At 70.2% G+C, this 26,825-nt stretch carries 21 protein-coding genes, 1 other RNA gene and 1 pseudogene; 18 read left to right on the top strand and 5 right to left on the bottom strand.

The genetic code is table 11. The annotated features are described in order from the left end of the window. Positions 1-79: 79 nt before the first annotated feature. The 16 genes from lat (at position 80) to BKI49_RS10420 (ending at position 20,047) form a co-directional block, all read left to right on the top strand. Entirely contained in the window at positions 80-1,420 is a 1,341-nt protein-coding gene (lat, locus tag BKI49_RS10350; RefSeq protein ID WP_095933935.1) for an L-lysine 6-transaminase, read from the top strand. A gap of 79 nt (positions 1,421-1,499) precedes the next feature. Beyond that, on the top strand, positions 1,500-3,053 hold the full coding sequence (locus tag BKI49_RS10355) for an aldehyde dehydrogenase family protein (RefSeq protein WP_095933936.1): 1,554 nt from the start codon (positions 1,500-1,502) through the stop codon (positions 3,051-3,053). Continuing rightward, complete coding sequence (locus BKI49_RS10360) at positions 3,050-5,242, top strand: thiamine pyrophosphate-dependent enzyme (RefSeq protein ID WP_179332390.1); 2,193 nt, start codon at positions 3,050-3,052, stop codon at positions 5,240-5,242. Before BKI49_RS10355 ends, BKI49_RS10360 begins: the two co-directional genes overlap by 4 nt. 685 nt (positions 5,243-5,927) lie before the next feature. Further along, entirely contained in the window at positions 5,928-6,260 is a 333-nt protein-coding gene (locus BKI49_RS10365; protein ID WP_095933937.1) for a hypothetical protein, read from the top strand. Positions 6,261-6,283: 23 nt separating this feature from the next. Next, positions 6,284-6,595 carry a pore-forming ESAT-6 family protein gene (locus tag BKI49_RS10370; protein ID WP_095933938.1) on the top strand — a complete coding sequence of 104 codons (312 nt, stop codon included), beginning with the start codon at positions 6,284-6,286 and terminating at the stop codon, positions 6,593-6,595. Between the two features lie 57 nt (positions 6,596-6,652). Further along, positions 6,653-7,045 carry a DUF6507 family protein gene (locus tag BKI49_RS10375; protein WP_095933939.1) on the top strand — a complete coding sequence of 131 codons (393 nt, stop codon included), beginning with the start codon at positions 6,653-6,655 and terminating at the stop codon, positions 7,043-7,045. Then, positions 7,042-9,336: a hypothetical protein gene (locus BKI49_RS10380; protein WP_095933940.1), complete on the top strand. Its 2,295-nt coding sequence runs from the start codon at positions 7,042-7,044 to the stop codon at positions 9,334-9,336. The genes BKI49_RS10375 and BKI49_RS10380 overlap by 4 nt, the downstream gene beginning before the upstream one ends. A 34-nt stretch (positions 9,337-9,370) precedes the next feature. Beyond that, complete coding sequence (locus BKI49_RS10385; protein ID WP_095933941.1) at positions 9,371-9,859, top strand: hypothetical protein; 489 nt, start codon at positions 9,371-9,373, stop codon at positions 9,857-9,859. Beyond that, the gene (locus BKI49_RS10390) at positions 9,834-10,382 is read left to right on the top strand and encodes an Imm49 family immunity protein (protein ID WP_095933942.1); all 549 of its coding nucleotides are present in this window, start codon (positions 9,834-9,836) and stop codon (positions 10,380-10,382) included. The genes BKI49_RS10385 and BKI49_RS10390 overlap by 26 nt, the downstream gene beginning before the upstream one ends. A 7-nt stretch (positions 10,383-10,389) precedes the next feature. Further along, positions 10,390-10,641 (top strand): hypothetical protein, encoded by a 252-nt coding sequence (locus BKI49_RS35005; RefSeq protein WP_143658410.1) that lies wholly within the window; start codon positions 10,390-10,392, stop codon positions 10,639-10,641. 9 nt (positions 10,642-10,650) lie between these two features. Beyond that, entirely contained in the window at positions 10,651-10,950 is a 300-nt protein-coding gene (locus BKI49_RS35710) for a hypothetical protein (protein ID WP_095933943.1), read from the top strand. Between the two features lie 96 nt (positions 10,951-11,046). Next, positions 11,047-12,342, top strand: coding sequence for a type VII secretion integral membrane protein EccD (gene eccD / locus BKI49_RS10400; protein WP_373557531.1), 1,296 nt, complete (start codon positions 11,047-11,049; stop codon positions 12,340-12,342). Positions 12,343-12,604: 262 nt separating this feature from the next. After that, positions 12,605-13,528 (top strand): CpaE/TadZ family protein, encoded by a 924-nt coding sequence (locus tag BKI49_RS10405; protein WP_257004694.1) that lies wholly within the window; start codon positions 12,605-12,607, stop codon positions 13,526-13,528. Next, positions 13,525-17,526, top strand: coding sequence for a type VII secretion protein EccCb (eccCb, locus tag BKI49_RS10410; RefSeq protein ID WP_095933946.1), 4,002 nt, complete (start codon positions 13,525-13,527; stop codon positions 17,524-17,526). Before BKI49_RS10405 ends, eccCb begins: the two co-directional genes overlap by 4 nt. After that, positions 17,523-18,968: a DUF6177 family protein gene (locus BKI49_RS10415; protein WP_179332391.1), complete on the top strand. Its 1,446-nt coding sequence runs from the start codon at positions 17,523-17,525 to the stop codon at positions 18,966-18,968. The genes eccCb and BKI49_RS10415 overlap by 4 nt, the downstream gene beginning before the upstream one ends. Positions 18,969-19,159: 191 nt before the next feature. After that, positions 19,160-20,047, top strand: a complete 888-nt coding sequence (locus BKI49_RS10420) for a hypothetical protein (RefSeq protein WP_095933947.1) — start codon at positions 19,160-19,162, stop codon at positions 20,045-20,047. A gap of 428 nt (positions 20,048-20,475) precedes the next feature. Here the strand turns inward: BKI49_RS10420 and rnpB are convergent. The 5 genes and pseudogenes from rnpB to BKI49_RS10445 all read right to left on the bottom strand — a co-directional run bounded on the left by rnpB (position 20,476) and on the right by BKI49_RS10445 (position 24,955). Continuing rightward, positions 20,476-20,881: RNase P RNA component class A (gene rnpB, locus BKI49_RS10425), an RNA gene on the bottom strand. A 70-nt stretch (positions 20,882-20,951) separates the two neighbouring features. Beyond that, positions 20,952-21,779 (bottom strand): annotated as a pseudogene (locus BKI49_RS36300) (DMT family transporter); the annotation flags it as partial. Between the two features lie 25 nt (positions 21,780-21,804). Continuing rightward, positions 21,805-22,656 carry an AraC family transcriptional regulator gene (locus BKI49_RS10435; protein ID WP_095933948.1) on the bottom strand — a complete coding sequence of 284 codons (852 nt, stop codon included), beginning with the start codon at positions 22,654-22,656 and terminating at the stop codon, positions 21,805-21,807. 118 nt (positions 22,657-22,774) lie between these two features. After that, positions 22,775-23,353: a Uma2 family endonuclease gene (locus BKI49_RS10440; protein ID WP_095933949.1), complete on the bottom strand. Its 579-nt coding sequence runs from the start codon at positions 23,351-23,353 to the stop codon at positions 22,775-22,777. Between the two features lie 171 nt (positions 23,354-23,524). Then, complete coding sequence (locus tag BKI49_RS10445; protein ID WP_095933950.1) at positions 23,525-24,955, bottom strand: RNB domain-containing ribonuclease; 1,431 nt, start codon at positions 24,953-24,955, stop codon at positions 23,525-23,527. A gap of 109 nt (positions 24,956-25,064) precedes the next feature. On the opposite strand from BKI49_RS10445, the gene yaaA reads away from it, so the two are divergent. Both yaaA and eda read left to right on the top strand, forming a co-directional pair. Further along, positions 25,065-25,865, top strand: a complete 801-nt coding sequence (yaaA, locus tag BKI49_RS10450; RefSeq protein WP_095933951.1) for a peroxide stress protein YaaA — start codon at positions 25,065-25,067, stop codon at positions 25,863-25,865. Positions 25,866-26,076: 211 nt separating this feature from the next. Beyond that, positions 26,077-26,730, top strand: coding sequence for a bifunctional 4-hydroxy-2-oxoglutarate aldolase/2-dehydro-3-deoxy-phosphogluconate aldolase (gene eda, locus BKI49_RS10455; protein ID WP_095933952.1), 654 nt, complete (start codon positions 26,077-26,079; stop codon positions 26,728-26,730). Positions 26,731-26,825: the final 95 nt, after the last annotated feature.

Below are 26,825 nucleotides of genomic sequence, written 5' to 3' on the forward strand. Positions count from 1 at the left end.
CCATATCTAAAATATTTTCGCTGATTCTCGCGTTCAACGAAGTTTCTTCGGTAGACGGCTATCGAGAGTAGGTGCCTCCATGACGGTTGCCGCAGTGTCGACAGTCCACCCCGACGAGGTGCACGAGAGGCTCGGCCGGCATGTGCTGACCGACGGTTTCAAGCTTGTGCTCGACCCGCTCGACAGCCAGGGCTCGTGGATCGTCGACGCGCGCACCGGTGGGAAGTTCCTCGACCTCTACTCGTTCTTCGCGTCCGCCCCGCTGGGGCTCAACGCGCCGGGCATCGTGGACGACCCGGAGTTCATGACCCTCCTCGCACAAGTGGCGGCGAACAAGCCCGCCAACCCCGACGTCTACACCACGCACTACGCCGAGTTCGTCGAGACGTTCGCCCGGGTGCTGGGCGATCCGGACCTGCCGAGACTGTTCTTCGTCGAGGGCGGGGCGCTCGCCGTCGAGAACGCGCTCAAGACGGCGTTCGACTGGAAGAGCCGCCGCAACGAGGCCGCAGGCCGCTCCCCCGAGCTCGGCACCAAGGTGCTCCACCTTCGGCAGGCGTTCCACGGCCGCAGCGGGTACACCCTCTCGCTGACCAACACCGAGCCCAACAAGACGGCCCGCTTCCCGAAGTTCGACTGGCCGCGCATCGACGTACCCGCGGTGCGCTTCCCCCTCGAGCGCCACCTCGCCGAGGTCGAGGAGGCCGAGCGAGAGGCCCTCGCGCAGGCGCGGCGAGCGTTCGAGGACAACCCGCACGACATCGCCTGCTTCATCGCCGAGCCGATCCAGGGCGAGGGCGGCGACAACCACATGCGCCCGGAGTTCCTGCAGGCGATGCAGGCGCTCTGCCACGAGTACGACGCGCTGTTCGTGCTCGACGAGGTGCAGACCGGGGTGGGGATCACCGGCACCACCTGGGCCTACCAGCAACTCGGTCTCGAGCCGGATATCGTCGCCTTCGCCAAGAAGGTCCAGCTCGGCGGCATCATGGCCGGCCGCCGGGTCGACCAGGTACCCGACAACGTCCTCCGGGTCTCCGGGCGGATCAACTCCACCTGGGGCGGCGGACTCGTCGACATGGTCCGGGCCCGCCGCATCCTGGAGATCATCGAAAGGGACGACCTGGTGGCCAATGCCGCTGCCGTGGGAGCGTGGTTCCTGACCGAACTGCGTGATCTCGAAGTCCGACACACGCCGATGGCGGCCAACGCGCGAGGCCGTGGACTGATGTGCGCCATCGATCTGCCTGACGGCGCCGTGCGTGACGACGTGGTGCGCAGGCTGCGCACCGAGGAGCAGGTGATCGCATTGTCGTGCGGTGAGCGTACGGTGCGCTTCCGCCCTGCCCTGTCCATCACCCGGGACGAGCTCGGGTTCGCCCTGCGGGCCCTCGACCGGATCCTCGCCGGTCTCCACTGACCCGTACCGGACGACCCCGTACGAGCCGACCCCGTACCAGCCACCCCAGCCCAACCCACCCGAAAGGCAGGGCACAGACATGGCCCGTTCCGTCGCCTCGATCGTTGCCGGCCATCCGGTCGCCGGCGCTCCCGGCGGGACTCTTCGGCGCCCCAATCCCGGTCGTACCGCCGAAGTGGTCACCGAGGTCTCGCTCGGGGACGCCTCGACCTTCGTCGAGGCCGCCAGGGCCGCGAAGGCGGCTCAGCGGTCCTGGGCGGACGTCCCGGCGCCGGTGCGCGGGTCCGCGATCGGAAAGATCGGCCGACTCGTCGAGGCGAACAAGGACCGGCTCGCCCGCATCGTGACCGAGGAGATCGGCAAGCCGCTGGCCGAGGCACTCGGCGAGGTCCAGGAGATCATCGACACCTGCGACTTCTTCCTGGGCGAGGGGCGCAGGCTGTACGGGCAGACGGTGCCCTCGGAAATGCCGGACAAGCAGCTGTTCACCTTCCGCAACCCCATGGGCGCGGTCGCGGTGATCACCGCCGGCAACTTCCCGGTGGCCGTGCCGTCCTGGTACCTCGTACCGGCGCTCGTGACCGGCAACACCGTGGTGTGGAAGCCCGCCGAGTACGCCGCCGCGAGCGCCAAGGCCCTCTTCGAACTGTTCGTGCACGGAGGGGGCTTGCCCGACGGCGTACTCAACCTCGTCCTCGCCGACGGGGAGCAGACATACGCGGGTCTGGAGGCCTCCCTCGACGCCGGCCTGGTCGACAAGGTCGGCTTCACGGGGTCCACGCTCGTCGGCCAGAAGATCGGCGCCCTGTGCGGGAGCCACCTGCAGACCCCGTGCCTGGAGCTGGGTGGCAAGAACCCCCAGGTGATCACCCCGAGCGCCAACCTCGACCTGGCGGTCGAGGGGGCGTTGTTCTCCGGGTTCGGCACCGCGGGGCAGCGCTGCACCTCCCTCGGGACGCTCATCGTGCACGAGTCGGTGCACGAGGACTTCCTCGCCCGCTTCGACGCCGCGAGCCGCGCGGCCCGGATCGGCGACGCGTTCGAGGACGTCCTCTACGGCCCGATGCTCGACGAGCGCTTCGCGCAGCGCTACGAGACCTTCCTCGGCTGGATCAAGGACCACCACCGCACGTACGGCTCCGACGGCATCGGGCGGATCACGGCCGGCAACCCGCGCAAGGGCTTCGTCGGGGACCCTGAGGCGGGCACGTTCTACCACCCGGTGATCGTCGACGGAGTGCGCCGCGACGACGACCTGTTCCTCAACGAGACCTTCGGCCCCATCGTCGGAGTGACCACCTACCGGGACTTCGACGAGGCACTCGATCTGGCCAACGCCCACGGCTACGGACTGTCCGCCGCGATCTACACCAACGATCCGCACGAGGTATGGACGTACCGGCGCGGCATCTCCGCGGGCATGGTCAGCGTCAACAACACCACCTCCGGAGCCGAGGCCCACCTTCCCTTCGGCGGCAACGGCAAGTCGGGCAACGGCAGCCGACAGTCGGGGCAGTGGGTGCTCGACCAGTTCACCCGCTGGCAGTCCATGAACTGGGACCACTCCGGCCGTCTGCAGAAAGCGCAGATGGACGTGGTCGCGCTCGAGCCCGACCTGTCCTTCCGCCTGTGAGCACCGTCGAGGACCTGGACCGGCACTTCCGCGAGGCGGTAGCCGGTCTGCGGTCTGCGGACGCGGCGATCCCGCCGCGCGACGCCGGCGGACTGGACACCGGTACCGCACTGGACCTGTTCGACGCGCAGTTGGAGAGCCGGCACACCGACGCCGCCGCACGCTGGATGCAACAACAGGGCCGCGGCTACTACACCATCGGATCGAGCGGGCACGAGGGCAACGCCGCGCTCGCCCTCGCCCTGCGCCCCACCGACCCGGCGCTGCTGCACTACCGATCCGGCGCCTTCTACTGCGCCCGCGCCCGGCAGGCCGGCGACGTCGACGCGGTCAGGGACATGCTGCTGGGGGTGGCCGCCGGGGCCGAGGAGCCGATCGCCGGCGGCCGGCACAAGGTGTACGGACGCCGCGAACTGGCCGTCGTCCCGCAGACGTCGACCATCGCCTCCCACCTGCCCCGAGCGGTCGGCGTGGCATGGAGCATCGCCCGCGCCAAGCGACTCGGAACCAAGTGCGCCTGGCCCGGCGACGCCGTGGTCTGCTGCACCTTCGGCGACGCTTCCGTGAACCACTCCACGGCGGCAGGCGCCATCAACAGCGCCTGCCACGCGGCCTACCAGGGCCTCCCGATGCCGATCCTGTTCGTCTGCGAGGACAACGGCCTGGGCATCAGCGTCCCGACACCGCACGACTGGGTGCGACAGGCCTACGGCAGCCGGCCTTCTCTCACCTACTTCGCCGCGGACGGCTGCGATCCGCAGGCCGCCTTCGACACCGCGCGCGAGGCCGTGCACCACGTACGCAAGAACCGGCAACCCGCCTTCCTGCACCTGTCGATGGTGCGCTTCCTCGGCCACGCGGGCTCGGACGCCGAAGCCGCCTACCGCACGCCGTCCGAAGTCGCCGCGGACCTGGAACGCGACCCACTGCCGGCCACGGCCCGGCTGCTCACAGCGGCCGGCATCCTGTCACCGCAACAGGTTCTCGACCGGTACGACGAGGTGAGCGGACGGGTGTTCGCCGTAGCCAAGGAGGCCCTGGAGAGCGAGCCCCTGACCACCGTCGCGCAGATCACAGCCCCCATCGCACCCCGCCGCCCCGCCCTCGTGGCGGCTACGGCACGCCGGACGACCGAACCACCCACAGCCCCCGTGGGCGAGCCCGTCACAGTCGCCCAGGCCATCACCCACACACTCGCCGACCTGCTCGGCAGCCACCCGGAGATGGTCGTCTTCGGCGAGGACGTCGGCCGCAAGGGTGGGGTCTATGGTCTGACACGGGGCCTCCAGCGGCGATTCGGTACCGCGCGGGTCTTCGACACCCTGCTCGACGAGCAGTCCATCCTCGGCCTCGCGCTGGGGGCGGGCCTGTCCGGACTCCTGCCGGTTCCCGAAATCCAATACCTCGCCTACCTGCACAACGCCGCAGACCAACTGCGAGGCGAGGCCGCCACGCTCCAGTTCTTCTCCCAGGGCCAGTACCGCAACCCCCTCGTGGTCCGCATCGCCGGCTACGGCTACCAGCGCGGCTTCGGCGGCCACTTCCACAACGACAACGCGCTCGGCGCCCTGCGCGACATCCCCGGCCTGGTCATCGCCTCCCCCTCCCGCCCCGACGACGCGGCGGCGATGCTCCGCACGTGCGTGGCGACCGCGAAGGTGGACGGCACGGTCAGCGCCTTCCTGGAGCCGATCGCGCTCTACCACACGCGAGACCTCCACGAGGAGGGCGACAACGCCTGGCTGGCGGCATACCCGCCCCCCGCAGGCCACGTACCGATCGGCCGAGCCCGCACCTACGGCACAGGCACAGACCTGACCCTCGTCACCTTCGGCAACGGCCTCCCCATCTCGCTGCGAGCCGCACGCCGACTGGATCAACAGGGCATCGCCGGCCGGGTCGTCGACCTGCGCTGGCTGGCCCCCCTGCCGCTCGACGACCTGCTGCGGGAAGCCCGTGCGACGGGACGCGTCCTCGTGGTCGACGAGACCCGCCGTACGGGAGGTGTGTCGGAGGGAGTCGTGACCGCCCTGGTCGATGCCGGATTCACCGGGGCGGTCAGACGGGTCACGAGCGTGGACAGCTTCGTCCCGCTGGGGAACGCGGCTCAGTTGGTACTTGTGTCGGAGGCGGACGTCGAGCACGCCGCGACCGAGATGCTCTCCGCAGGCCCGGATACTCAGAGGTGACGGCCGGCTGGTCGGGCGGCCGTGGACACCGGTGGGTTCGAGGCGCTCGCGGATGATGCGCGGGCGTCTTCGAGCGGGCTGGCCGTGATCGACCGACCGCGGGCAAAAGCCGGGCCCGCTCCGTGTCTAGGCAGGATCTGGCGCGGCAGCGGCACAGATCGTGGCTTGAAGTTGGACGCCACGATCCCGGCCGTCATAGCGAACGCGGAGACGGGTCGCCTACGGGCGAATCTCCCTGAGCTGAAGGTCTCTTCCGTCACCGGACCCCCACGGATGCAGAGCCGGTCTGGCTGCTTTCCCATGAGCCATGAGGGCAAGGAAGCGGGGCACTTGCCAGCCGTCTGAGCCTGCCTCAAACAGCGCCTGCCAGCACCGCACATTCTCAGCCGTTACGACGCGCCCGGCCGGCCCACTCAGCCGCCGGGGCTCTCGGGTGAGCCCCCCTCGCGGTCCGTCCGGCAGGAGTCCGGCAGTTGGCTCATGGCGACGTGAGGCAACTCATGGGATGGATCACGCCACTTCACGCTGTACTGCGTTGCGCCCGCAACGCGCAATGCGAGAACATGTTCGACACACTGCGAGACGGGCGTGACACACGGGAACTGCGTGAGGTGCAGAGGCGCCGTACCGGTCGAACACGTGAACCGTCGCGGCATGCGAGGACGATCGACACGGGGGTGGGTGGATGAAGTTCGACATGGGGTCGTCGACCCTGACGGATCTCGGCAAGAGCACGGTCGGGTCGACCGAGGACCTGGGCACGCTGATCCGGTGGCTGGTACAGGCGGCGGAGCCGCTGGAGGGGAAGTTCAACGGGTCGGGCAAGGCCGCGTTCGACTCGTTCAAGGCACACACGGACGAGATCACCAACGCTTTGAACGGGTCGCTCGGCGCGATCCTGGGCGGCCAGTCCGGCATGGACACCGCGTTCGGCTCCGGTGATCTGGAGCAGGAGGACAACGCCCACCAGAACATGGGCCAGTCCAACTTCGACGCGGCCCGCTTCGGCGCCCGATAGGCACACACAGGGGGAACGTGACCATGGGTCAGAACCAGGACCGCCGCTCGTACGACACCGGCGCCTCCGGCGAAGTGCAGGGCAGCCTGCAGGGCATCATCGGCCAGTTGGAACGCGTCCTCGGTGACCGCGACCGCGCGGTGCAGGCCGCGATGGCCGACTTCACCGCCGACGGCGTCGCCGACGAGTACCACGGCAAGGAAAAGCGCTGGAACCACGCCGCCAACGAGGTCCGCGACATCATCCGCCTCGTACGCACCACGCTCGAGCAGAACGACGGCACCGCGCAGTCGACCATGGCCAAGGCACGGGCGGCTGTCGACAACATCGGCTGAGTTGTGCGTACTTGGCGTGCGGGAGTAGCGGGGCAGTGGGGGCATTAGGGGGCGGGCATGTCGAAGTGGGATATCGATCCGGCCGGTGTGGGTGTGGTCACCTCGCGGGTGGGTGAGGTGATGACCGCGCTGGACGAGATCGTCCAGGCGTACGGCACGGACCTGGAGGGGGCCGCGACAGCGGCCGGCACCCTCGTGTCCGGTGACACGGGCGGCAAGGGTCTGGTCGGCGGGCTGGTGGGCTCGGCGCTGGTCGAGTTCGTCGAAGGCACCGCGAGCGAGCTGCAGTTCATCGGCACGCGGACCGGCAAGTCGGTCACCGGCGCGATCGAGGCAACCCTGGCCTATGAGGCGGGCGACGTGGAGATGGCCGCGCACGTACAGCACGAGGCGGCCGGCGTGGTGGACGACAGGCTGGAGATTGCGGACCTGAAGCGGGGCAGGCTGTGATCAACCCCGAGGGCATCCCTCATTTCACCGGCGATCTGGGGCTGCTGGACCACCACGTCACCGGGCTGCAGAACAACGCGGACGGCATCCGGCGGGCGGGCGATGCCGCACACACGCGGTTCCAGGCGTTGTCGGGGTTCTACCAGGCACCCGAGGCAACCGATCTGTTCGCTTCCACGGCACCGGTGCGCGATGGCGCAGACGCGTTCGCCGACAAGGTCGAGACCGTCGCCGCAGCGCTCGCCGAGTACGGCCAGACGGTCAAGCCGATCATCGACCGGCTGGCCCATCTCAAGGTCAAGGCGGCCGCATTCGTGGCGTCCGTCGACAAGGACACCTACCGCGGCTCCGGCGAGTGGACCCACGGCCCGGTGGACAACGACTGGACCAAGAACCAGGACAAGGTCGACGAACATACGGCGCTGATGAACGGGGTGGCCGAGGCCAAGGCTGCCTTCGAGGCCGCCGAGATCGCCGCCCACAACAAGATCACGGCCCTGGTGGGCGGCACCCAGTACATGCAGCAGTCCAACCACATGCTGGTGCCGTTCGGGGTCAAGTTCTACGGGGCCACCGCCGAGACCTACGAGCACGCCCAGAAGCTGCCGTGGGGCAGCCCACAGGGCCTGACCCACAGTGGTTGGGACATCGGTTACCAGATCAAGGAACACGTCTGGGACGGGTTCGTCGTCGACGGCGTGGTAGGGACCCTCGACGGTGTCTTCACCATGGCCGGAGGTCACGGTACCGACCAGGCGAAGCTCGCCTGGGAAGGCCTCACCCGCGCCATCGTCGGCGGGGAGACCTACTTGCAGGAGTCGAGCGGACAGAAGGCCACCGGTTTCTGGGCCAGCGACTTCGCCCAGGGAAGCAAGCCGTACGCCAAGGAGACCGGCAAGGCCTTCCTCAAGTGGGACATGTGGAAGACCAACCCGGCCCGCGCCTCCGGCAGCGTCGTCACCTTCAACCTCCTCCCCTTCGCCGGTGCCGCCACGGCGGCACGCGTCAGTGCGGCCGGCAAGGCCGGGGCCGGCGCCAAGGCCGTTCTCACCGCGGCACGCATCGCCGACGCCGTGGACCCGGTCAGTACGGCCGTCCGGGCCACCCGGTATGCCCTGCCCAAAATCTCCGAAGTCACCGCCAACGTCCGTAACGGACTCGGCGAATTCCGTGCCGCCAAGGGACCGGAGAGCGTGCTGGAGCTCTCCGACGGATCCACACTCCACGTCGGAAACGGCGAGTTCACCGCCGGCAAGAACGGCATCCCCCACCCCGGTGCCATCCCGCACGAGCTGCCGGCCGCCGAACGTGCCGCCTCAGCCACCGTGCGCCCCCAGGAGCCCGCACTCGTCGGCGCCGGAGCGCGTGCGGCCGAAGGCCGCATGCACGCGAGCGAGAACCTGCCCGCACGGGCCAGCCACGAACCTCGTCAAAAATCAGGACCAACGCCGTCGTCCGGTCGGGCAGGCCACGGCTCGGGGGACACGAGCGCAGGCTCGCATAATCGCTCCGGGAGCGAGGCGAGCACGGCCCGCGAGAACTCGAATGGCTCTGGTCCCGTGAGCCAGGAGTCGGGATCCGCGAAAGCCCGGGCAACAGGCCATGGCGGGCATGGTTCAGAAGGCTCGCGAGGATCTGAAGGATCCGAGGCTGGCACTCCTCACGAGCCTGTGCACGATCACGACCCGGAGCATGCGGACAACCAGGAGCCACACGAGGGGCATGGGGAGGAAGGCACCGCCGACACGAGTACGCCCCACGACACAGGTCGGCATGGCGGAGGGGATGGGGAGCCTGACTTCACCCGCCCGACCTTGCCACCCGGCGATGGGTCGCTGTCTCTACGCGAACTGCGTGCTGTCCGAGGCTTTCGGCGACGCTTCGAGGCCGCGGAGGAGTTTGGTCGGGAGACCTGGGGTGGGGACCCTGAGCGGCACTTCCCAGTTCCGATGCATGACCATCCCTACTACCCCGTGTCGACTCCTATGGGGCGTAAGGTCGACGTGCCAGTGGATCTCCCGGATGGCAGGGTTCTGGCTGTAGAAATTAAGCACTACCTGGAATTCCGGACGGTCAAGCTTGAAGATGGAACGAATAAGGTGGTTCAAGGGGAGGTGCCACTCAACAAGGGGATTATGGAGCAGATAAATAAGGATCTCACGCTGCGCCGCCTGGATCCCAGCTACGATCCTCGCTGGGTATTTACGGGCGCCCACCCGTCTCCAGCCCTACAGGGTTACCTCAAGCAGGCTCGTATAATTTTCGTTACATACGGACCGGCTCCAAGGTAGTATGAAATCAAGCGCGTAATGGAAGGTGTCAGAAATGCCGAGGGCGAATACTCCCGGACCCGATCTCGAACGATGGATCGAGGAAGGGCGCCTTACCATTCTTGATATCGCCAGCATGCTGGGTGTTTCCCAAGAAGTGTATGAGGGGGACCCGCTCACTCTCATCCCCGCCCTACAGAACTACACGTCCCGTCTTCCGCTCGCCGAGTTCGAGGAGTCGGACTGGGTGACGCTGCAGAGTGACCTCATCGCATATATTGCGGATTTCCTAATCCGGCGGCATGGCGCGCACTGGAAAGTGGTCGACGATCCTTCGATGCCTCGCGGATATCGCTACGTCGTTGAGGTCGAGGGCCGCGATGGAGAGACTCGCAGGATCGACCCAGTCGACATCGTTCGGGTTGAGTTCGGCAATCTGCCCATTGAGATCACCAGGATGCTGGCCAGCGCGGAGTTGACGTTGCACTTGGCATCTCAGCCTGGCGACGGAGGGGAAAATGGCGCTGATTCATCGAGGCCATGAGATCCCTACCTCTCACGCGGCGGACGGCATTGAATTCCTCGCCGAAGACACTCAGGAGCTGATCGGCAAGATCGGGCGTACTCCGGACGGTCTCGACACTGCCTTCAAAGCCTCCTCGACCTTGTCCAGGACTCGCGGCGGGCTGGATCCAGAAGCGGAGGAGTTCGACACCTGGGCCTCCTATGTGACGTCCATGCAGTTGGGTTCCGCTCCTTTCGCCGCAGCCGCCACAGATGAGCCCGCGATCGAATACCGGGTCGATCGACAACTCCGGTCAATTCCTACCGCCGGTGCCCAGTCGTACGCTCACACCGGAAGCTCAATCTCTGCGCTCTGGCTTGCCACCATCTGCCGCGAGCAGAACCGCGTGACGGAACTCTGCAATGTTCATTTCTCCACGCTACGCGCTTTTGGCGCCACGTTCGATGAAGACATCTACTCCTGTCCTGGAGCGCGGTTGGGTGGGCGAGTTCGAGACGTGACCGCAGGCAGCACTCAGCAGCCCATGGGCCAACCCAGCTAGGAATCAAGTGACTTATCCCTCATACCCCGCCGGTGGAAGCCAGCCGGGACAGCAGCCGCCCTACTACCCGCAGCCTCATGAGTCCTTGGGTGCCTATCCGGGCCCGTACTACGGCGGACCGGCTGGAATGGGCGCGGCCCCGCTGTCGTTCGCGGACTTGGGGTCCCGGCTGGGTGCTCCGTTGTGGTGCTGCTGGGACAAGCCGTTGCGGCAGTGCCTGCACGACAAGGTCGCCGACACCATGACCCTCGACGTCTGAGGCCGCGGCATGGCAGCCCAGGACTACGACAGTCAGTTGCTGGAGTCGGTGTCGGTGCGGCGTCGGCGGCTGCGGGATGCCCTGTTGTTCGGGGCGCAGCGGCAGCGGCGGACGGTTGATGAGCGGCTGGGGAAGATGGTGGCCGGGGTGGTGATCGCGGCGGTGTTGTGTGCGGGGTGTGTGGGGTGGTCGTTCGTGTCGCATCGGCTGATCGGGAAGCGCGGGTACGGGTCCTCGGTGCCGTCCTCTCCGCCATCTGTACCGTCGGCTTCCGCTTCGCCGTCGGCGGCGGCGTCTGCTTCTCGATGACTCGATGATTGGTTGGAGTGCGTGATAACTGCGGGGGCTGTGGGCCGTGGCCGGACGACGTTGAGCCGGGTCACTTTGGTGGGTGAGCGGCGGCGAGTGGATCTCGTGCTGCCGTCGCAGGAGCCGGTGGGTCTGCTGCTGCCGGAGGTCATGCGGTTGCTGGATGACCAGGTGACCGGCCGCCCGGAGTTGCGGCATCTGGTGAGCGCGGACGGTACAGCGCTGGAGCTGCACGGCACGCTGGAGTCGGCGGGCGTGGCCGATGGCGCCGTGTTGCGGCTGGTGCGGGCGGAGGATGCGCCGTCGGCTCCGGTGGTACATGACGTCACCGACGAGGCAGCTGCGGATCTGGATACGCGTGCCTGGCGGTGGCGGCCTGGAGCGCGGCAGGTAGTGGCCGGGGCCGCCACGCTGTTGTGGGCGCTGGCGGCCGGCGTGCTGTCCCTGGGCCGGTTCGAACTCGCTGCGGCAGGCGGGTCACTGCTCGCCGTCGCCGGAGTGGCGGCGCTGAGCGGTGCCCTGTTGGGGCGGGCCGGGAAGTATCCGTTGGCCGCCACGCTGATCGGCACTGGCGCTGTGCTGGGCGTGCTCGGGATGTGGTCGCTGGGTGATGTGTACGCGTGGCCGGGGGCGGGGCGGCTGGCCGGTGTGGGCGCGGTCGCGGTGGTGGCGTTGTTGCTGTTGGGCTGGTTCTCGCCGTTGGGGCGAGGCGGTCTCGTGGGGGCGGCCGCGCTCGGCGGATCGGTCGTGTGCTGGGAAGCCGCGCTCGCGGTGCAGTCCGGTGGCGGGCCGGTCTCGCAGACGGCCCGCGCGTCGGCCCTGCTGGCGGTGGTATCGGTCATCGTGCTGGGCGTGTTGCCTCGGCTCGCGCTGATGGTCTCGGGCCTCTCGGGCCTGGATGACCGGCGCTCGGGTGGGGCGTCGGTGAGCCGGTACCAGGTGTCTTCGGCGCTGGCGGCCACCCATCGCGGGCTGGCGCTGGCCACCGTGGTCATGGCGGTTTCGGCCGCCGTGGCCGGGGTGCTGGTGCTGGATGCGGTGTCGGTGTGGACGGTGGCCTTGGCGGGGGGTGTGACGGTGGTGCTCGCGCTGCGGGCCCGCGCGTTCCCCCTGACCGTCGAGGTGGTGGCGCTCTTCGCTGCGGCCTCGGTGGTGGCCGTACGCCTGATCCGAGTGTGGCTGGAACGCTCCGGTGCGGCGGGGCCGTTGGTGGTACTGGTGGCGCTGGCGCTGGTACCCCTGTCGGTGCTGGCGGTGCGGCCCGCTGAGCATGTGCGGGTGCGGCTGCGCAGGTTCGGGGATGTGCTGGAGTCGGTCGGTGTGATCGCTCTGTTCCCGTTGGTGATCGGGGTGTTCGGTGTGTACGGGCGTCTGCTCGGCACCTTCGCGTAGGGGGTGCGCCATGGCTCAACCAGACTGGCAGCGGGACATCCTGCAGCAGCTCGGCGACCAGGCTCCCGCGGGCGTTGAGCCGACCATCGCCCTGCGCCCTGCCCGCCCGCTCCCTACTGGACCAGCGGATCCCCACGGCGTCGCGCAGGCCCAGCAGGCACCCGGACCCGACCAACCAGCTCCCGACCAGCCTGGCCCGAACGAGCAGCAGGGGCGGGCCCGGCCGCCGGTTCCACGTGGCCTGCGGGATCCGCGCCTTCCGATGGCCGCGCCGGAATCCGTGCCCACCGTCGATCCCCGCCTCGCGCACGCCCTCGGCTCTCCGCAGCACGGCGACTCGGTGGCCAGGCGCACCGGGCGCACCCTACGCCAGCTGACCGCGTCGGCCGGGCGGGAGGTGGCCGAGCAGTCCCGGCTGGCGCGGGAGATCCAGCAGCCGGTGACTACCGGGCGCATCATCGCGGTGACCTCGATCCGGGGAGGGGTGGGCAAGTCCACCGTGTCCGCCCTGCTGGCCCGCACCTTCAACCACTACCGGCATGACCCGGTCCTCGCGCTGGAGGCGGATGCGGCCCTGGGCACGCTGCCGGTGCGTCTGGGAGCGGAGTCGGTGCGCTGGGCGTGCGCGGACCTCGCACCCATTCTCAAGCCCTCTATGCAACTCACCGATGTCACTGGCTACTTGGCGCCGGTGGCGGACGGGGGCTGGCTGCTGCCCGCCGGCCAGGGCCGGGTCGGCGCCCCCCTGGACGTACGCACCTACCGCACCGTGACCCTGGCGCTGCGCCGCTACTTCGCGGTGACGGTGGTGGACTGTGAGAGCCTGCCCGGCGAGGTGGCGCGGACCGCGATGGACACCGCCCACGCCCGGGTGGTGGTCGCCCCGATGACCGCGGAGGGCGTGGGCGCCACCCGCCAGGTGCTGGACTGGCTGGCCCAGTTGCCGCACTCCGCGCTCGCCTCGAGTGTGGTGGCGCTCTCCGCGAACTCCCCTGACACCACGCTCGATGCGAAGACGGCCGTCGCGCATCTGCGGGACGCCGGGGTGGTCGTGGTGCTGCTGCCCTATGACCGTCATCTGGCCCAGGGAGGCCCCATCCACACCGCCATGCTCGGCCAGTCCACCCGCCAGGCCGCCATCCGGCTCGCCGCCGAGGCCATGGCGCGGGCGGTGCGGGTGCGATGACCCAGCACCAGATCCACCGTCCGGCCCGTTCCACCCGCCCCCTGTCCCCGGCCGAGCCGCGCACGATCGAGCCCCCGCCGAATCTGCCCGAGGGCAGCAGCGGCCGGGCGGCGACCGCGCTGCTGCCGATGGCCGGGGTGATGAGCTCGGTCGTCATGATGACCGTCATCCGCAACAGCCAGTTCGCCGGGCTCGGCGCGATCATCTTGGTCGTGGCGCTGCTCGGCGGGGTCGCGCTGTTGCTGTCCCAGCGGGGTAAGGCGGCCCGCACCCGGCGCACCCAGCGCGAACGCTATCTGGAGTACGTCGAGGAGCAGCGCGAGCACCTCGGCCAAGTGGAGCGGGAGTTGCGAGATAGGGCGCGGCTGCTGAACCCGCCGCCGCCGGCCCTGTACGACGTGGTGCGCGATCCGGCCCGGCTGTGGGAGCGCCGCCGCACGGACGCGGACTTTATGCGCGTGCGCCTCGGCGTGGGCGATGTTCCGGTGCAGGAGCTGGTTGTTGGGCAGAGCTCGGTGGGAGGTGTGCTCACCCCGCCGGATCCGTTCATGCTGAACGAGGCTCGCGCCCTGCAGCACCGCTTCGCCACCGCACCGGAGGTACCGCTCACCGCCGCCCTGGACAGGGCGGGCAACGTCAGCATTGTCGGCGACCGGGACGGCGTGCTGAACGTCGCCCGCGCCCTGCTCATCCAGACCGCGGTCACGCACGCGCCGGACGACGCGGCCCTCGCCCTGGCGGTACCAAGCGACGAGCTGGCGCAGTGGGAGTGGGCCAAATGGCTGCCCCACGTCCTCGACACCCAGGGGCAGGACGGGCCGGTGGCCGCGCGTCGGATCGCGCCGGACCTCGCCCAGCTCGCCGCCCAGAGCACGGCGGATCTGCGCCGCCGCGCCTCCTACGCCGCCGAGGTACGCCGCGGTCTCGCCGACCGGCACGCACTCCAACTCACCGACCGGCTCCTCATCGTCCACGACAGCCACGGACAGGCCGCCGCCGAACTCCCGCGCCCGGACCAGGCCGTGGGCCTGGCCGACATGGGGATCACCGTGCTGCACCTGCTGCAGCAGCAGATCCACGAACCGGACCAGGTCAGCGTGCGGATCACCGTCGACGGCGACCGGGTCACCGTCGAGGACCTACGCACCCCCGACGGCCTGCCCGGCCAGGGGGTCGCGGATACGGTCAGCGTGCCGGGCGCGGAGGGCCTGGCCCGGCTGCTCGCCCCGCTGCGGCTGTCCGCGGAGTCGGCGGCCGAGGGCACCCCGGTCTCGGGGCCGGTGGACTTCCCCGGCCTGCTGGGCATCGACGACCCGGCCGCCCTCGACCTCGTACGACTCTGGGCGCCACGCGGGGAGCGGGACTTCCTGCGCGTCCCCATCGGCCTCAACGACCGCCATCGACCGGTCCTGCTGGACCTGAAGGAGTCCGCCGAACTCGGCATGGGCCCGCACGGGCTGTGCGTGGGCGCCACCGGCTCCGGCAAGAGCGAACTGCTGCGCACCCTGGTCCTCGCGCTCGTCGCCACTCACGCGCCCGAGGACCTGGCGATGGTGCTGGTCGACTACAAGGGCGGCGCCACCTTCGCCCCGTTCACCCACCTCCCGCACGTGGCCGGGGTGATCACCAACCTGGAGAACGAGGCCGGACTCGTCGAGCGCGTCCACACCAGCCTGGCCGGCGAGGTCAAGCGCCGCCAGCAGGTCCTCAAAGACGCCGGGAACATCGCCGACATCGGCCACTATGCCGCGCTGCGCGCCACAAGGCGGCCCGACCTGGAGCCACTGCCACACCTGTTCGTCGTCATCGACGAGTTCGGCGAACTCCTCACCGCCAAGCCCGACTTCATCGACCTGTTCCTCTCCATCGGCCGCATCGGCCGCTCCATCGGCGTCCATCTGCTGCTGTCCAGCCAGCGCATCGAATCCGGCAAGCTCAAGGGCCTGGACACCTACCTGTCCTACCGCCTCGGCCTGCGCACCTTCTCCGCCGACGAGTCGCGTACGGTCCTGGACACCACGGACGCCTTCCAGCTACCGCCGCTGCCGGGCTTCGGCTACCTGAAGGTCGACACCTCCACGTACGAACGCTTCAAGGCGGGCTTCGTCTCCGGCGCCTACCACGGCCCCGCCCGGCGCGAGAACGCCGACGCCGAGCCGCTCATGTGGACGTATCCCGCCTTCAACACCCTCCCCTCGCCCACGGAGACGGCGGACGAGCCACCGGCGATGCGGGAACGCGAGACCGGCCCGACCGTCATGTCCACCATGGTCGACCAACTCGCCCTCGCCGCACCGCCGGTGCGCCGCATCTGGCTGCCCCCGCTCCCCGACGCCCTCACCCTCGACCAGGCCGCCGGCCCGGTGCAGGCCTCCCCGCGCGGCCTGCACCTCACCCCCAGCCACGGCGTAATGCGGGTGCCGCTGGGCGTGCTGGACGATCCGGCCCGGCAATGGCAGGGACCCTGGGTGCACGACCTGAACACCGCTGGCGGCCACACCGCGGTCATCGGCGGGCCGCAGTCCGGCAAGACCACGCTGCTGCGCACCCTGGCGCTGTCCCTGGCCCTCACGCACACCCCGAACGAGGTCGCCCTCTACGGCCTCGACCTGGTCGGCGGTGGCCTGGCCGCGCTGTCCGGGCTGCCGCACGTCGGCGGGATCGCCTCCCGCGCCGACCACGAACGGGCCACCCGCACCGTCGCCGAGGTCCGCGCCATGCTCAACCAGCGCGAAGAGGCCTTCCGCACCTACGGCATCGACTCCGTCGACCAACTACGCGCCCTGCGGTCCGCGGGCAAGCTGACCGAACTCGGCTCGACCGACGTGGTACTGCTCATCGACGGATTCGGCCAACTGCGCGAGGAGTTCAACGACCTCGAAGAATCCATCGCCGACCTGCTCAAGCGCGGCGGCGGCTACGGCATCCACATCGTCGCGGGCATGCTGCGCTGGAACGACGTGCGTATCAACACGCAGTCGATGTTCGGCAGCCGGATCGAGCTGCGGCTCAACGACCCCGCCGACTCCTCCGTCGACCGCAAACTGTCACAGACCCTCGGCCCAGACACCCCGGGCCGGGCCCTGACCGACGGCAAGCTCTTCGCGCACGCCGCGCTGCCCCGCATCGACGGCCAGGCCTCCACGGCCAACCTGGGCGATGCCCTGGAGGAGGCGGCACGCACCCTCCGCGCCGCCTGGCACGGCGAACTCGCCCCACCCGTACGGGTCCTGCCCACCCACCTGGACGCCGCCCGGCTGCCCTCGCCGGCCACCGAACCCACCCGGATCCCCCTCGGCCTGGACCAGGACGCCCTCGCCCCCGCCGTCCTCGACCTCTTCGGCACCGATCAGCACCTGCTGATCCTCGGCGACAACGAGTGCGGCAAGACCAACCTGCTCAAGCTCATCGCCGGCCAACTCACCGCCCGCTATACCGACACGGAACTGGTCTTCGGCGTCTTCGACCCGCGCCGCGGCCTGCGCGGTGTGATCCCCGAGCCGTACCGCGGCGGCTACGCCCACAACGCGAAACTCGCCGCCGCTCTGGCCAGCGGCATCGCCACCGAGCTGGAGAAGCGGCTGCCGGAGACGGCGGACCCCGATGCGCCGATCCTGGAGCCCGCCTTCACCGGACCGCGCATCGTCATCCTCGTCGACGACTACGACATCCTCACCACTGCGGGCCAGCAGCCCCTCGCCCCTTTCCTGCCCTATGTCTCCTCCGCCCCCGACATCGGCCTGCACTTCATCGTCACCCGCCGGGTGGCCGGATCCGCCCGCGCCCTGTACGAGCCCTTCCTCACCACCCTGCGCGAGACCGGCACCACCGCCCTGCTGATGACCGGCGACCGCACCGAGGGCCAGCTCTTCCCGGGCCTGTACGCCTCCGTCCAGCCGCCCGGCCGCGGCACTCTCATCCGCCGAGGCCGCCGCCACCAGCTCATCCAGACGGCCCTCACCCACGCCGACCAGACTGACAGAACTGAGCAGTTGTGACCAAGGACGTCATCGCCCTCACCGAGAAGATGCCCGACCCGGTCACCGTGCTCGCGGGCCTGTACGCGGGCGGCCCCGACCTGCGCATCAACACCCTCGCCGACGGGGCCGTCACCCAGCTGTGCACCCCCGGCGGACTCCCCCTGGTCTCCGTAGAGGTACCGCTCCTGCTCCAGGTCCCAGGCGAGGTCTCCCGGCTGCTCGGCCCGCGCACCCAGGCCCCCGACACCCCCCTGTGGTGGACCGAAGCCCGCGCCACCACCGCCCTCGTAGAGGCCGAACGCCTGGCCGGCTCCTTCGCCGGACGCCTGGCCACCGTCCTCGGCGGCACCGTCTGGCCCCCCGAGGCCGCCCACACCGACGTCGTCCCCCTCAGCACACAAACCACCACGGCTCCGGCCCCCGGCACCACCACACCGCCGGCCGCCGATATCCTCACCGACCGGGCCGCCATCGTCATCCAGGACCGCCCGCTCATCCCCATGACCAGCTGGCTGTCCGACACCCTGAGCACCGCCATCACCTCCGGCCGCGCCCTGCAGATCGTCACCTCGCCCCACACCCGCCTCACCCTGCCCACCCGCAATGCCCTAGGCGGCTACCCCCACCGCTGGGTCGTCCAACACCCCGACTCCGGCTACTACGACGGCCTGTCCGGCGCCGAACTCCACTGGGCCGACGGCGCATTCACCCCCACCAAGGACACCGACGGCAAACCCCGCCTCGCGGAAGCCTTCCACCCCCCAGGCAATCTCCCCGTGGCACAAGGCGAACGGCAACTCCTGCTCACCCTCCGTACCCTCCACCCTGCCACCGAGGACCTCCTCCTCGGCGACGCCCTGGAAACCGCCTGGCACCACCTCACCGGCGCCCCGCCCGCCGGCTGGTCCACCGCCGAACCCGTCAACCTCCCTTGGAATAAACGACAGTTGACGGACCTGGCCCGCGCCCGAGCCCAGCAATCGGCCCCCACCTGGCTCATCGCAATTGGCGCACCCGAACACCCAACCATCGCCACCACCCGCATCACCCACACTCCCGCAGGCATCGAGGAACACACCACCCTCGCCCTCGGCTACGGCCCCGACGAAACCGTGCCCCTCGACTCTCTCCCCGACCTGGCCGAAACCCTCGCCACCCAGCACGGCCTGACCTCCCTGCTCACCACCCTGCGCACCGCACGACGCGACCTGACCATTCCGCCGCGCCTCGAACCCCCGCCCATACCCGTGTCCTTCACTCTTGGCCCGGATTCCGTTCGCGACATCGGCCTCACCCACGCCGAGAACCCCACCCTCGACGTGACCCCGATCCGCCTCGGCCCCACTGCCAGACCGGCTCTGCGCTATCCCCTGGGCGACGGCACGGACCCGGACGCCTGGACCAGGCTCCAACAGCTCAACCAACACCTGGGACGGCGGCCCGGACGGTCGGCGAACTGACAATGCCCTGGCCCCAGCGGAGTACGAACTCCGCACAGCGCCCGTGACGCAAGCCCATACGACTCAATTCGGTGCAATTCGCAACCAGACTGACCCAATTACCCAAACCATGAGATGCCAAGCGCCCCATTCGATCCCCGGCCCCGGTGATCGGAATGAATTCGGCGTCTCAATTGCCAGGGAGGGAAGCAGTGAAGACGATCGACGAGCAGTACGACGACGGATACCACGGAGCTCTGTTCACCGCGGAGGCAGCAGAGCAGGCCTGGCTCATGGGTGGATTGGACTCGTTCCTCGCACCCGCCGTCCGGCAGCGGCTGACCGCCTACCGTGACCTGCGGCACTCCTGTGACACCGCCCATCAGCTCGCGGACGACGCGATGGCGCTGTCGCGGACTGCGGCCGACTATGGCGCACTGCGCAGGGCATTGTTCTACGACGCTACGCAGCATGGCGCGGAGCCACCGTGGCGCATCGTGCAGCGCGGATCGTTCGCCGTGCGCATCCGACCACGTCTTCACCGGTGCGCGGAGGCGGCACTTGTGCTGTCCCAGGGCGGGCACGAGGTACCCGCATGGGCTCGCGCCTGGACATTCACGGCCCTGTCCAACCCGTTCAACCCGAAGGACCCGGGCACCTGCTTCCCGGTCACCTTGTACCGGCACTTCGAACACACCGAGCCCGCCAAGGACTCGTACCTGATCGACGCCCCGCCCGAGCTGGAGCAGCACGGCGAGTGGTACCGGCAGATGTTCTACGGATTCCTGGCCCTAGGCATGAAGGTGTCCCTGGGCGCCGTCACCCACGAGGACACCAAGCGCCGTGTCGTCGAGGGCCCCGACCGCGACAGCTCGCAGGAGTCCGCGCGGCAGCAACGGAAGGCGCCCGAGGCCGCGCCGCGTGACGCAGACGCCCGGAGAGACTGCCCCGGGACGGGGCAGAAAGGAGAGGTGATCTTCCAAGAACCCGGGGACGACTGGCACGTCAAGTGCCGCGTATGCGGTACGAGGTGGGCTGGCGGCAGCGACATCGTCCCGTCCCACAATGACCGGCGTTCTGGGTTTCACCACCTCCAATAGCTCCGGGCCCAAGCAGCGGGGTGCCCCGGCAACCTCTGCGGGCCGTACCGCAGGTGTTCAGCCATCTGGTCCCGCTCACGGAGCGGCCCGAGCAGTCGAAGATCGTCGACCAGGTCGAACTGTGCAGCTGTATACGCCGTCGTTCACAGGCGGATCGCCATCACCAACGCCAGGACCGCGTAATCCCGGCGATCCAAGACGGCCCCGAGGTGGGCGACTCCAGCGTAAGGTTCCGGTGGCTGTCGCAAACGCCCTGCCCAGAGACCGCGCCCGCCCCTCCGCTCCAGGGATTTGTCAGGGACTTTCAGCGCTGTCCGAGGGACTTCCGAGGGACTTTTCGCCGCCTAACGCGGCAAGCCCTCGAAAGATCGGAAAGGGCCTCCGACGCAGGTCAGAGGCCCTTTCCAAGGCAAAGCCGCAGGTAGCGGCAGACGAGTCGGGCTGTACGCCGGGTTCTGTCGCCCGGTCGCCTCGCGGCGGCCGGGGAGACGGCCATCCATCTAGGACCGACGTTGCCGTCGGCCTCGTGCGGTCTACCCGCGGACTCGGGCGGGCAGCCCTCGAACGTCCGCGCAGAGCCGCCTTTTACAGCGGCTCCTCTTGACCTTGCTCCGGGTGGGGTTTACCTAGCCGCCTGAGTCACCTCAGGCGCTGGTGGTCTCTTACACCACCGTTTCACCCTTACCGAGGACCGAGATCCCCGGCGGTCTGCTTTCTGTGGCACTGTCCCGCGGGTCACCCCGGGTGGCCGTTAGCCACCACCCTGCCCTGTGGAGCCCGGACGTTCCTCGGGAAGGTCCACAAGGACCTCCACGCGGCCGTCCGCCCGGCTCGTCTGCCGTGTCGACCATGGTACCGGGCGTGCGGCGCGCCTCGGTCCGGCCGTCGCCGTCGCGAGGACCGAGCCCGCCAGGATGAGGGCGAAGGCCGCGAGGACGCCGGGGGTCAGGCTTTCGTCGAGGAAGACGGCGCCGGCCGCCACCGCGACCGCCGGGTTGACGTACGTGATCACCGTCGCCCTCGTCGGGCCCGCCTCCTTGATGAGTTCCAGGAAGGCGACGAAGGCGACCGCCGTGCAGACGACACCCAGGCCGGCGAGGGCGGCCAGGACCTGCCCGGACGGGACTGTCTCCGGCCGGGTGGCCGCCGCGGCGGGGGCGTAGACCAGCGCCGCCAGGGCCAGGCAGGGCGCCGTGAGGTGGAGTGATGGCACGTCCTTCAGATGGCGTGCCGCGATCACCGGTGCCGTGGCGTACCCGACGACCGTGAGCAGCACCTCGGCCAGGGAACGGGCGTCGCCGCCGGTCAGGTGCGGGACGGTGAGGACCGCGACGCCGGACATGCCGAGGGCGAGGCCCGTGACGCGGCGGGCACCGAGCCGTTCCGTGTCGCCGAGGAGGCGGGCGGCGAGCACGCCCACGATGGGGACGCCCGCGATCAGCAGGCCCGCCGTGGAGCTCGACAGATGGCGTTCGGCGTCGGTCAGGGTCCACCAGGGGCCGATGATCTCGATGCACGAGAACGCCAGCATGGGGCGCCAGTGGGTGCGGACGTTGCGGGCCAGGCCGCCCTGGCGTATCGCGAAGGGGAGCAGCAGCGCGGCGCCGAGCGCACAGCGCGTGAACACCACCGCGGACGGGGACACGGCGTCCACCGCCACCTTGATCATCAGGTAGGGGATGCCCCAGACCACTCCCATGAGGGAGAAGAGAAACCAGCCGCGTGCAGTCATGCGGGCAGTTTCGGCCGCCCGGCCCTCAGGAGTCTTGAACGCTGTTGCGGTACGCCGTCGCCGCCACGCTCGCCCGGTACGCCGCCGGCGTCACGCCGAGCACCCGCCGGAACCAGCGGGTCAGGTGCGCCTGGTCGGCGAAGCCCACGAGCGGGGCGACCTCGGCGGGGCGCAGACCGGAGTCCAGCAGTCCGCGGGCACGGTTCACCCGGTACTGGGCCAGCCAGGCGTACGGCGGTATCCCCGTGGCCGTGCGGAAGGCGCGCAGCAGTTGGTAGCGGGACAGGCCCAGGTCGGCGGCGAGCGCGGCGAGCGAGGGGGGTGCCTGGAGTTCGTCGGCCAGGCGGTCCCGTACCGCGCGGGCTATGTGGGCCGCCCCGGTGACCGTGTCGCACGCGGCGCGGGCCGTGGAGTGGCGGCGGGCCAGGCCGGTGAGCAGCCAGGGGAGGACGGACTCGGCTTCCAGGGGATCGGGGCAGGCGCTGAGTTCGGTGTGGGCGGCGCGGAGCGCGGCGGCCAGCTCGGGGTCGTCGAGGAGCGGCTCCCGGAAGTGCGGCAGGCCGCCGAGGGTGCCGTCGGCGAGCAGGGAGGGCTCGGCGTACAGGGCGCGGTAGGCGTAGCCGTCGGTGGCGTTGCCGGGGCCGCCGGTGTGCATCTCGCCGGGGGCCAGGACGACGATCGAGCCGGGCCCGGTGCGGATGTGGCCGCCGCGGTAGTCGATGATCTCGGACCCGCCGACGCAGACGCCGATGGTGAACTCCTCGTGGGCGTGCGGGGCGTAGACGTGCCGGTCGAACCGGGCGGTCAGGAGGTCGAGCGGCGGCCCGCAGCGCCCCAGCCGCGCCCTGGTCCACAACGCCTGCTCACGTCCGCCCACCGCACACCTCCCTGGCGGGTGCAACGCCTGGAGGTCCCTTTTCCATGCCGCGGGCGGGTGGCCTGACCGCGGCATGGACGAAGTGGGCGTGCCGCGGTACGGAAGGCGGCGCGGGCGGTCAGAGGAAGTCCGACGTGTCCAGTTCGAAGGCGAAGGGCTCCGGGAGGGAGAGGGGCTTGCCGAGGGGAAGCGTGCAGTGCCGTCGGTAGTCGTCGTTCTCCGGGTCTCCGAACAGCGTGATCGCCGAGGCGTCGCGGTCGACGAGCAGGTAGAGGGGGATGCCGCCGCGGGCGTAGCAGCGGCGTTTGGCCTCGCGGTCGACCTCGGGCTTCGTCGACGTCACTTCGAGGACCATGGAGACTCCGTCGCACGGCATCCAGGAGTCGGCGCCCCGGTAGAGCCGCAGCTCCGCGGGCGCGAACGTGCCGTCGGGGATCACATAATTCTTCGGGCAGCCGCCCCCGCTCCGCAATTTCAGGCCCTTGTTCCCCGAGAAATCCATGTCGGTGCGAGACCGCCGGATCACTTGTTTCATGACACGGTTGATGTAGTCCTCGTGATCCCCGTCCGGCGGCGGTGTCACAACGATCTCCCCCTCGATCAGTTCGGCCCGGAACCCCTCCGGGGTGTCGAGGGACAGGAAGATGTCCAGCAGGCCTTCGGCCGGCGTGGTGGGCTCGTGCGCCACGGCAGTCATGTCACGCCCCTCCTTCGGTCGTTCGCCAGACTGGGACACCGGAAGACCACCTGACCATGAGATCGGGAACCGTTCCCTCGATCGTGGCACACGATCACGGTCTCCGTCAGGGACGCGCGGACGCGGCGGACCCCCGCTCGACGGCCGGCGCCGTCCGGCCCGTACGGGAGATCACGCGGGCGCGAACTCCACCTTCGCCGTGCCCGGGTCCGCCTGGGTGAGGCGTACCCGCAGGCGTTCGCCCAGGGGGAGTTCCGTCGTCCCCCCGGCGATCCGGGCGAAGACCGCCGGGGACTCCAACTGCACTGTCCCGACGGTGGGTTCGTCGTCCCGTACGTCGACCACACAGGCCTCGAAGAGGTCGCCCACGCGGTCCTTCAGCAGCGCGGCCTCCACGATGTCGACGCACTCGCGCTCCACGGTGCCCGCGCGCCGGGTGCCCTCCGCCATCACCTTGGGGAGGTCGTCGAGGGCCGCGAGGACCCACTCGGGCGGCGGCCCGTCTGCGGCCGCCGCGAGGCAGAGCTCCGAGGCGTACCGGTCGGCGAGCCGGCGCAACGGGGCCGTGCAGTGGGCGTAGGGCGCGGCGACGGCGGAGTGGATCGTGGTCTTCGGTCGGACGCCGTCCCGGAACACGGTGTAGCCCGCGCCGCGCAGCAGTGTCGTGCACTCCTGGAGGAAGGCGGCATGGTGCGGCCAGTGCGGGTCGAGGGAGCGGATGAGCTCCGCGTACGAGACGTGATGCGGCCAGCGGATGCGCAGGGCCTTGGCCGTGCGGCGGAGACGGCCCACCGCGCCGTCGGGGGCGGTGGGCAGCGTACGCAGGATCCCCGTGCCGTGCGAGAGCATCAGTTCGGCCGCCGCCATGCCGGTGAGCAGGGAGAGCTGCGCGTTCCAGCACTCCACGGGGAGCGGGGCGCGGTAGACGAGTTCGTACGCCCCGTCCTCGTCGAGGATCTCCTGTTCGGGCACGTTGAGCGAGACGCCGCCGCGCTCGGCCTCCAGCCGTTCGCGTGCCTGCCCGATGTCCTTGAGGAGAGCCAGGGGTTCCTCCGCCCTCCCCTCCCCGATCTGCTTCTGCGCCTGCTTGTGGTCGAGCCGGGCCCGGCTGCGTACGAGGGCACGGTGGACGTCGGTCGCCGTCGTACGGCCGTCCGCGTCGAGGTCGATCGTCCACAGGACGGCCGGACGGGTCCGGTCCGGGAGCAGGCTGGCGGCGTCCTCGGACAGGGCCGCCGGGTGCAGCGGCACCCTCTCGTCGGGGAAGTAGAGCGTGGTCACGCGCCGGTGGGCCTCGGCGTCGAGGGCGCCGCCGGGGGCGACGAAGGCAGCGACGTCGGCGATGGCGTACCGGACGCGGTAGCCGCCGCGCCGCCGGGACAGGTGCATCGCCTGGTCGAGGTCCATGGAGCCCGGCGGGTCGATGGTGAACAGGGGGATGTCCGTCGCGTCGTCGGAGGGCAGCCGGGGAGCCCGCCCGGCCTCCTCCAGGACGTCGGGCGGGAAGCCTTCGGGCACACCCAGCTCGGTGCGCAGCGCGCGCAGCGCGGCCCGCAGGGGAGCCTCCGGTGCACCGGTGACGCGCATGTGACGTCGGGGCATGGGTCGAGCGTAGGACGAGCGCCACCGGGCGGCACTCCGGGCGCGGAACGGTGTGCCCGGCACCCTTTAGGCTGGCGCGGGGCCACACCACCGTTAGGAGAACACCACCGTGCTCGTGCTGCTGCCGCCCTCCGAAGGCAAGGCCCCCTCCGGCAGGGGGGCCGCGCTGAAGCTGGAGTCGCTGTCCCTGCCCGGTCTCACCGAGGCACGGCAGGCGGTCCTGGACGAGCTGGTCGACCTGTGCGCGGGCGACGAGGAGAAGGCCCGCGAGGTCCTCGGGCTGAGCGAGGGGCTGCGCGGCGAGATCGCGAAGAACACGGAGCTGCGCGCCGCGGGGGCCCGGCCGGCCGGCGAGATCTACACGGGTGTCCTGTACGACGCCCTGGACCTGGGTTCGCTGGACGCGTCCGCCAAGCGGCGCGCGAGCCGGTCGCTCCTGGTGTTCTCGGGGCTGTGGGGCGCGGTCCGGGTGACCGACCGCATCCCCTCGTACCGCTGCTCGATGGGCGTGAAGCTGCCGGGGCTCGGGGCGCTCGGCACGCACTGGCGTACTCCGATGGCCACCGCGCTGCCCGAGGCGGCCGGCGACGGACTCGTCCTGGACCTGCGTTCCTCCGCGTACACGGCGGCGTGGAAGCCGAAGGGCGAGCTGGCGGGGCGGACGGCGACCGTGCGGGTGCTGCACACGCAGCTGGTCGACGGGGTGGAGAAGCGCTCGGTCGTCAGCCACTTCAACAAGGCGACCAAGGGCAGGATCGTCCGCAGCCTCCTCAGCGCCGGTATCGCGCCCAAGGGCCCGGCGGAGCTGGTGGAGGCGCTGCGGGACCTCGGGTACACGGTGGAGGCGGAGGCGCCCGGCCGGGCGGGCAGGCCGTGGGCGCTGGACGTGGTGGTGACGGAGATCCACTGAGCCGGGCCGCGGCGCCCGGTGCGCGGCGGCTCGTGCCGGGCGGCTCTTGCCAGGCGGCTCTTGCCAGGAGGCTCTTGCCGGGCGGCTCTTGCCAGGCGGGCCGTGGCGGGTGCCTCGGGCCGGGTGGGTCGGCCGGGTCGGCATACAGCAGGTGATTGCAGCATGTGCAACGTCCTTTGCGCATGCTGCACACCCCGGGCAGGATGAGGCCATGACTTCGCCGCTGCCCTCCTTCTCGCCTGCCTCCGTGCTGGATCTCGCGCCGGTCGTCCCCGTCGTCGTGGTCGAGGACGCCGCCGACGCCGTCCCGCTCGCGCGGGCGCTGGTCGCCGGCGGGCTGCCCGCGATCGAGGTGACGCTGCGGACCCCGGCCGCCCTCCCCGCGATCGGGGCGATCGCCGCGGAGGTCCCGGACGCCGTGGTCGGTGCGGGCACGGTCCTCTCCCCCGCGCACGTCGCGGAGTCGGTGGCCGCGGGGGCCCGCTTCCTCGTCAGCCCCGGCTGGACGGACGCGCTGCTGGCCGCCATGGCGGCGTCCGGGGTGCCGTTCCTGCCCGGGGTGTCCACGACGTCGGAGGTCGTGGCGCTGCTGGAGCGGGGCGTGCGCGAGATGAAGTTCTTCCCGGCGCAGGCGGCGGGCGGTACGGAATATCTCAAGTCGCTGGCGGGCCCGCTGCCGCAGGCGCGGTTCTGCCCGACGGGCGGCATCGGTCCGGCCTCCGCGCCGGAGTACCTCTCCCTTCCCAACGTCGGCTGCGTGGGCGGGAGTTGGATGCTCCCGCAGGACGCGGTCGCCGGGCGGGACTGGGACCGGATCGAGGCTCTGGCGCGGGAGGCCGCGGCGCTCAGGTCAACACTGGGATGACGACCCCGCAGTCGCTGCTCGGATGACGACCGCGCAGTCGCCACTCGGATGACGACCGCACAGGCCGTCATGCGGGCGACCTTGCCGAAAGCCGC

Source organism: Streptomyces sp. Tue6028 (genome assembly GCF_002300165.1).
In the GTDB taxonomy this organism is placed as follows: domain Bacteria; phylum Actinomycetota; class Actinomycetes; order Streptomycetales; family Streptomycetaceae; genus Streptomyces; species Streptomyces siamensis.

Excerpts from the sequence above, each read along its gene's own strand:
- BKI49_RS10445 (WP_095933950.1), bottom strand. The coding sequence starts at position 24,955 with ATGCCCCGACGTCACATGCGCGTCACCGGTGCACCGGAGGCTCCCCTG.
- eda (WP_095933952.1), top strand. The coding sequence starts at position 26,077 with ATGACTTCGCCGCTGCCCTCCTTCTCGCCTGCCTCCGTGCTGGATCTC.
- BKI49_RS35710 (WP_095933943.1), top strand. The coding sequence starts at position 10,651 with ATGGCAGCCCAGGACTACGACAGTCAGTTGCTGGAGTCGGTGTCGGTG.
- BKI49_RS10365 (WP_095933937.1), top strand. The coding sequence starts at position 5,928 with ATGAAGTTCGACATGGGGTCGTCGACCCTGACGGATCTCGGCAAGAGC.
- BKI49_RS10440 (WP_095933949.1), bottom strand. The coding sequence starts at position 23,353 with ATGACTGCCGTGGCGCACGAGCCCACCACGCCGGCCGAAGGCCTGCTG.
- eccCb (WP_095933946.1), top strand. The coding sequence starts at position 13,525 with ATGACCCAGCACCAGATCCACCGTCCGGCCCGTTCCACCCGCCCCCTG.
- lat (WP_095933935.1), top strand. The coding sequence starts at position 80 with ATGACGGTTGCCGCAGTGTCGACAGTCCACCCCGACGAGGTGCACGAG.
- BKI49_RS10370 (WP_095933938.1), top strand. The coding sequence starts at position 6,284 with ATGGGTCAGAACCAGGACCGCCGCTCGTACGACACCGGCGCCTCCGGC.
- BKI49_RS10405 (WP_257004694.1), top strand. The coding sequence starts at position 12,605 with ATGGCCGCGCCGGAATCCGTGCCCACCGTCGATCCCCGCCTCGCGCAC.
- BKI49_RS10375 (WP_095933939.1), top strand. The coding sequence starts at position 6,653 with ATGTCGAAGTGGGATATCGATCCGGCCGGTGTGGGTGTGGTCACCTCG.
- BKI49_RS10355 (WP_095933936.1), top strand. The coding sequence starts at position 1,500 with ATGGCCCGTTCCGTCGCCTCGATCGTTGCCGGCCATCCGGTCGCCGGC.
- BKI49_RS10390 (WP_095933942.1), top strand. The coding sequence starts at position 9,834 with ATGGCGCTGATTCATCGAGGCCATGAGATCCCTACCTCTCACGCGGCG.
- BKI49_RS10385 (WP_095933941.1), top strand. The coding sequence starts at position 9,371 with ATGCCGAGGGCGAATACTCCCGGACCCGATCTCGAACGATGGATCGAG.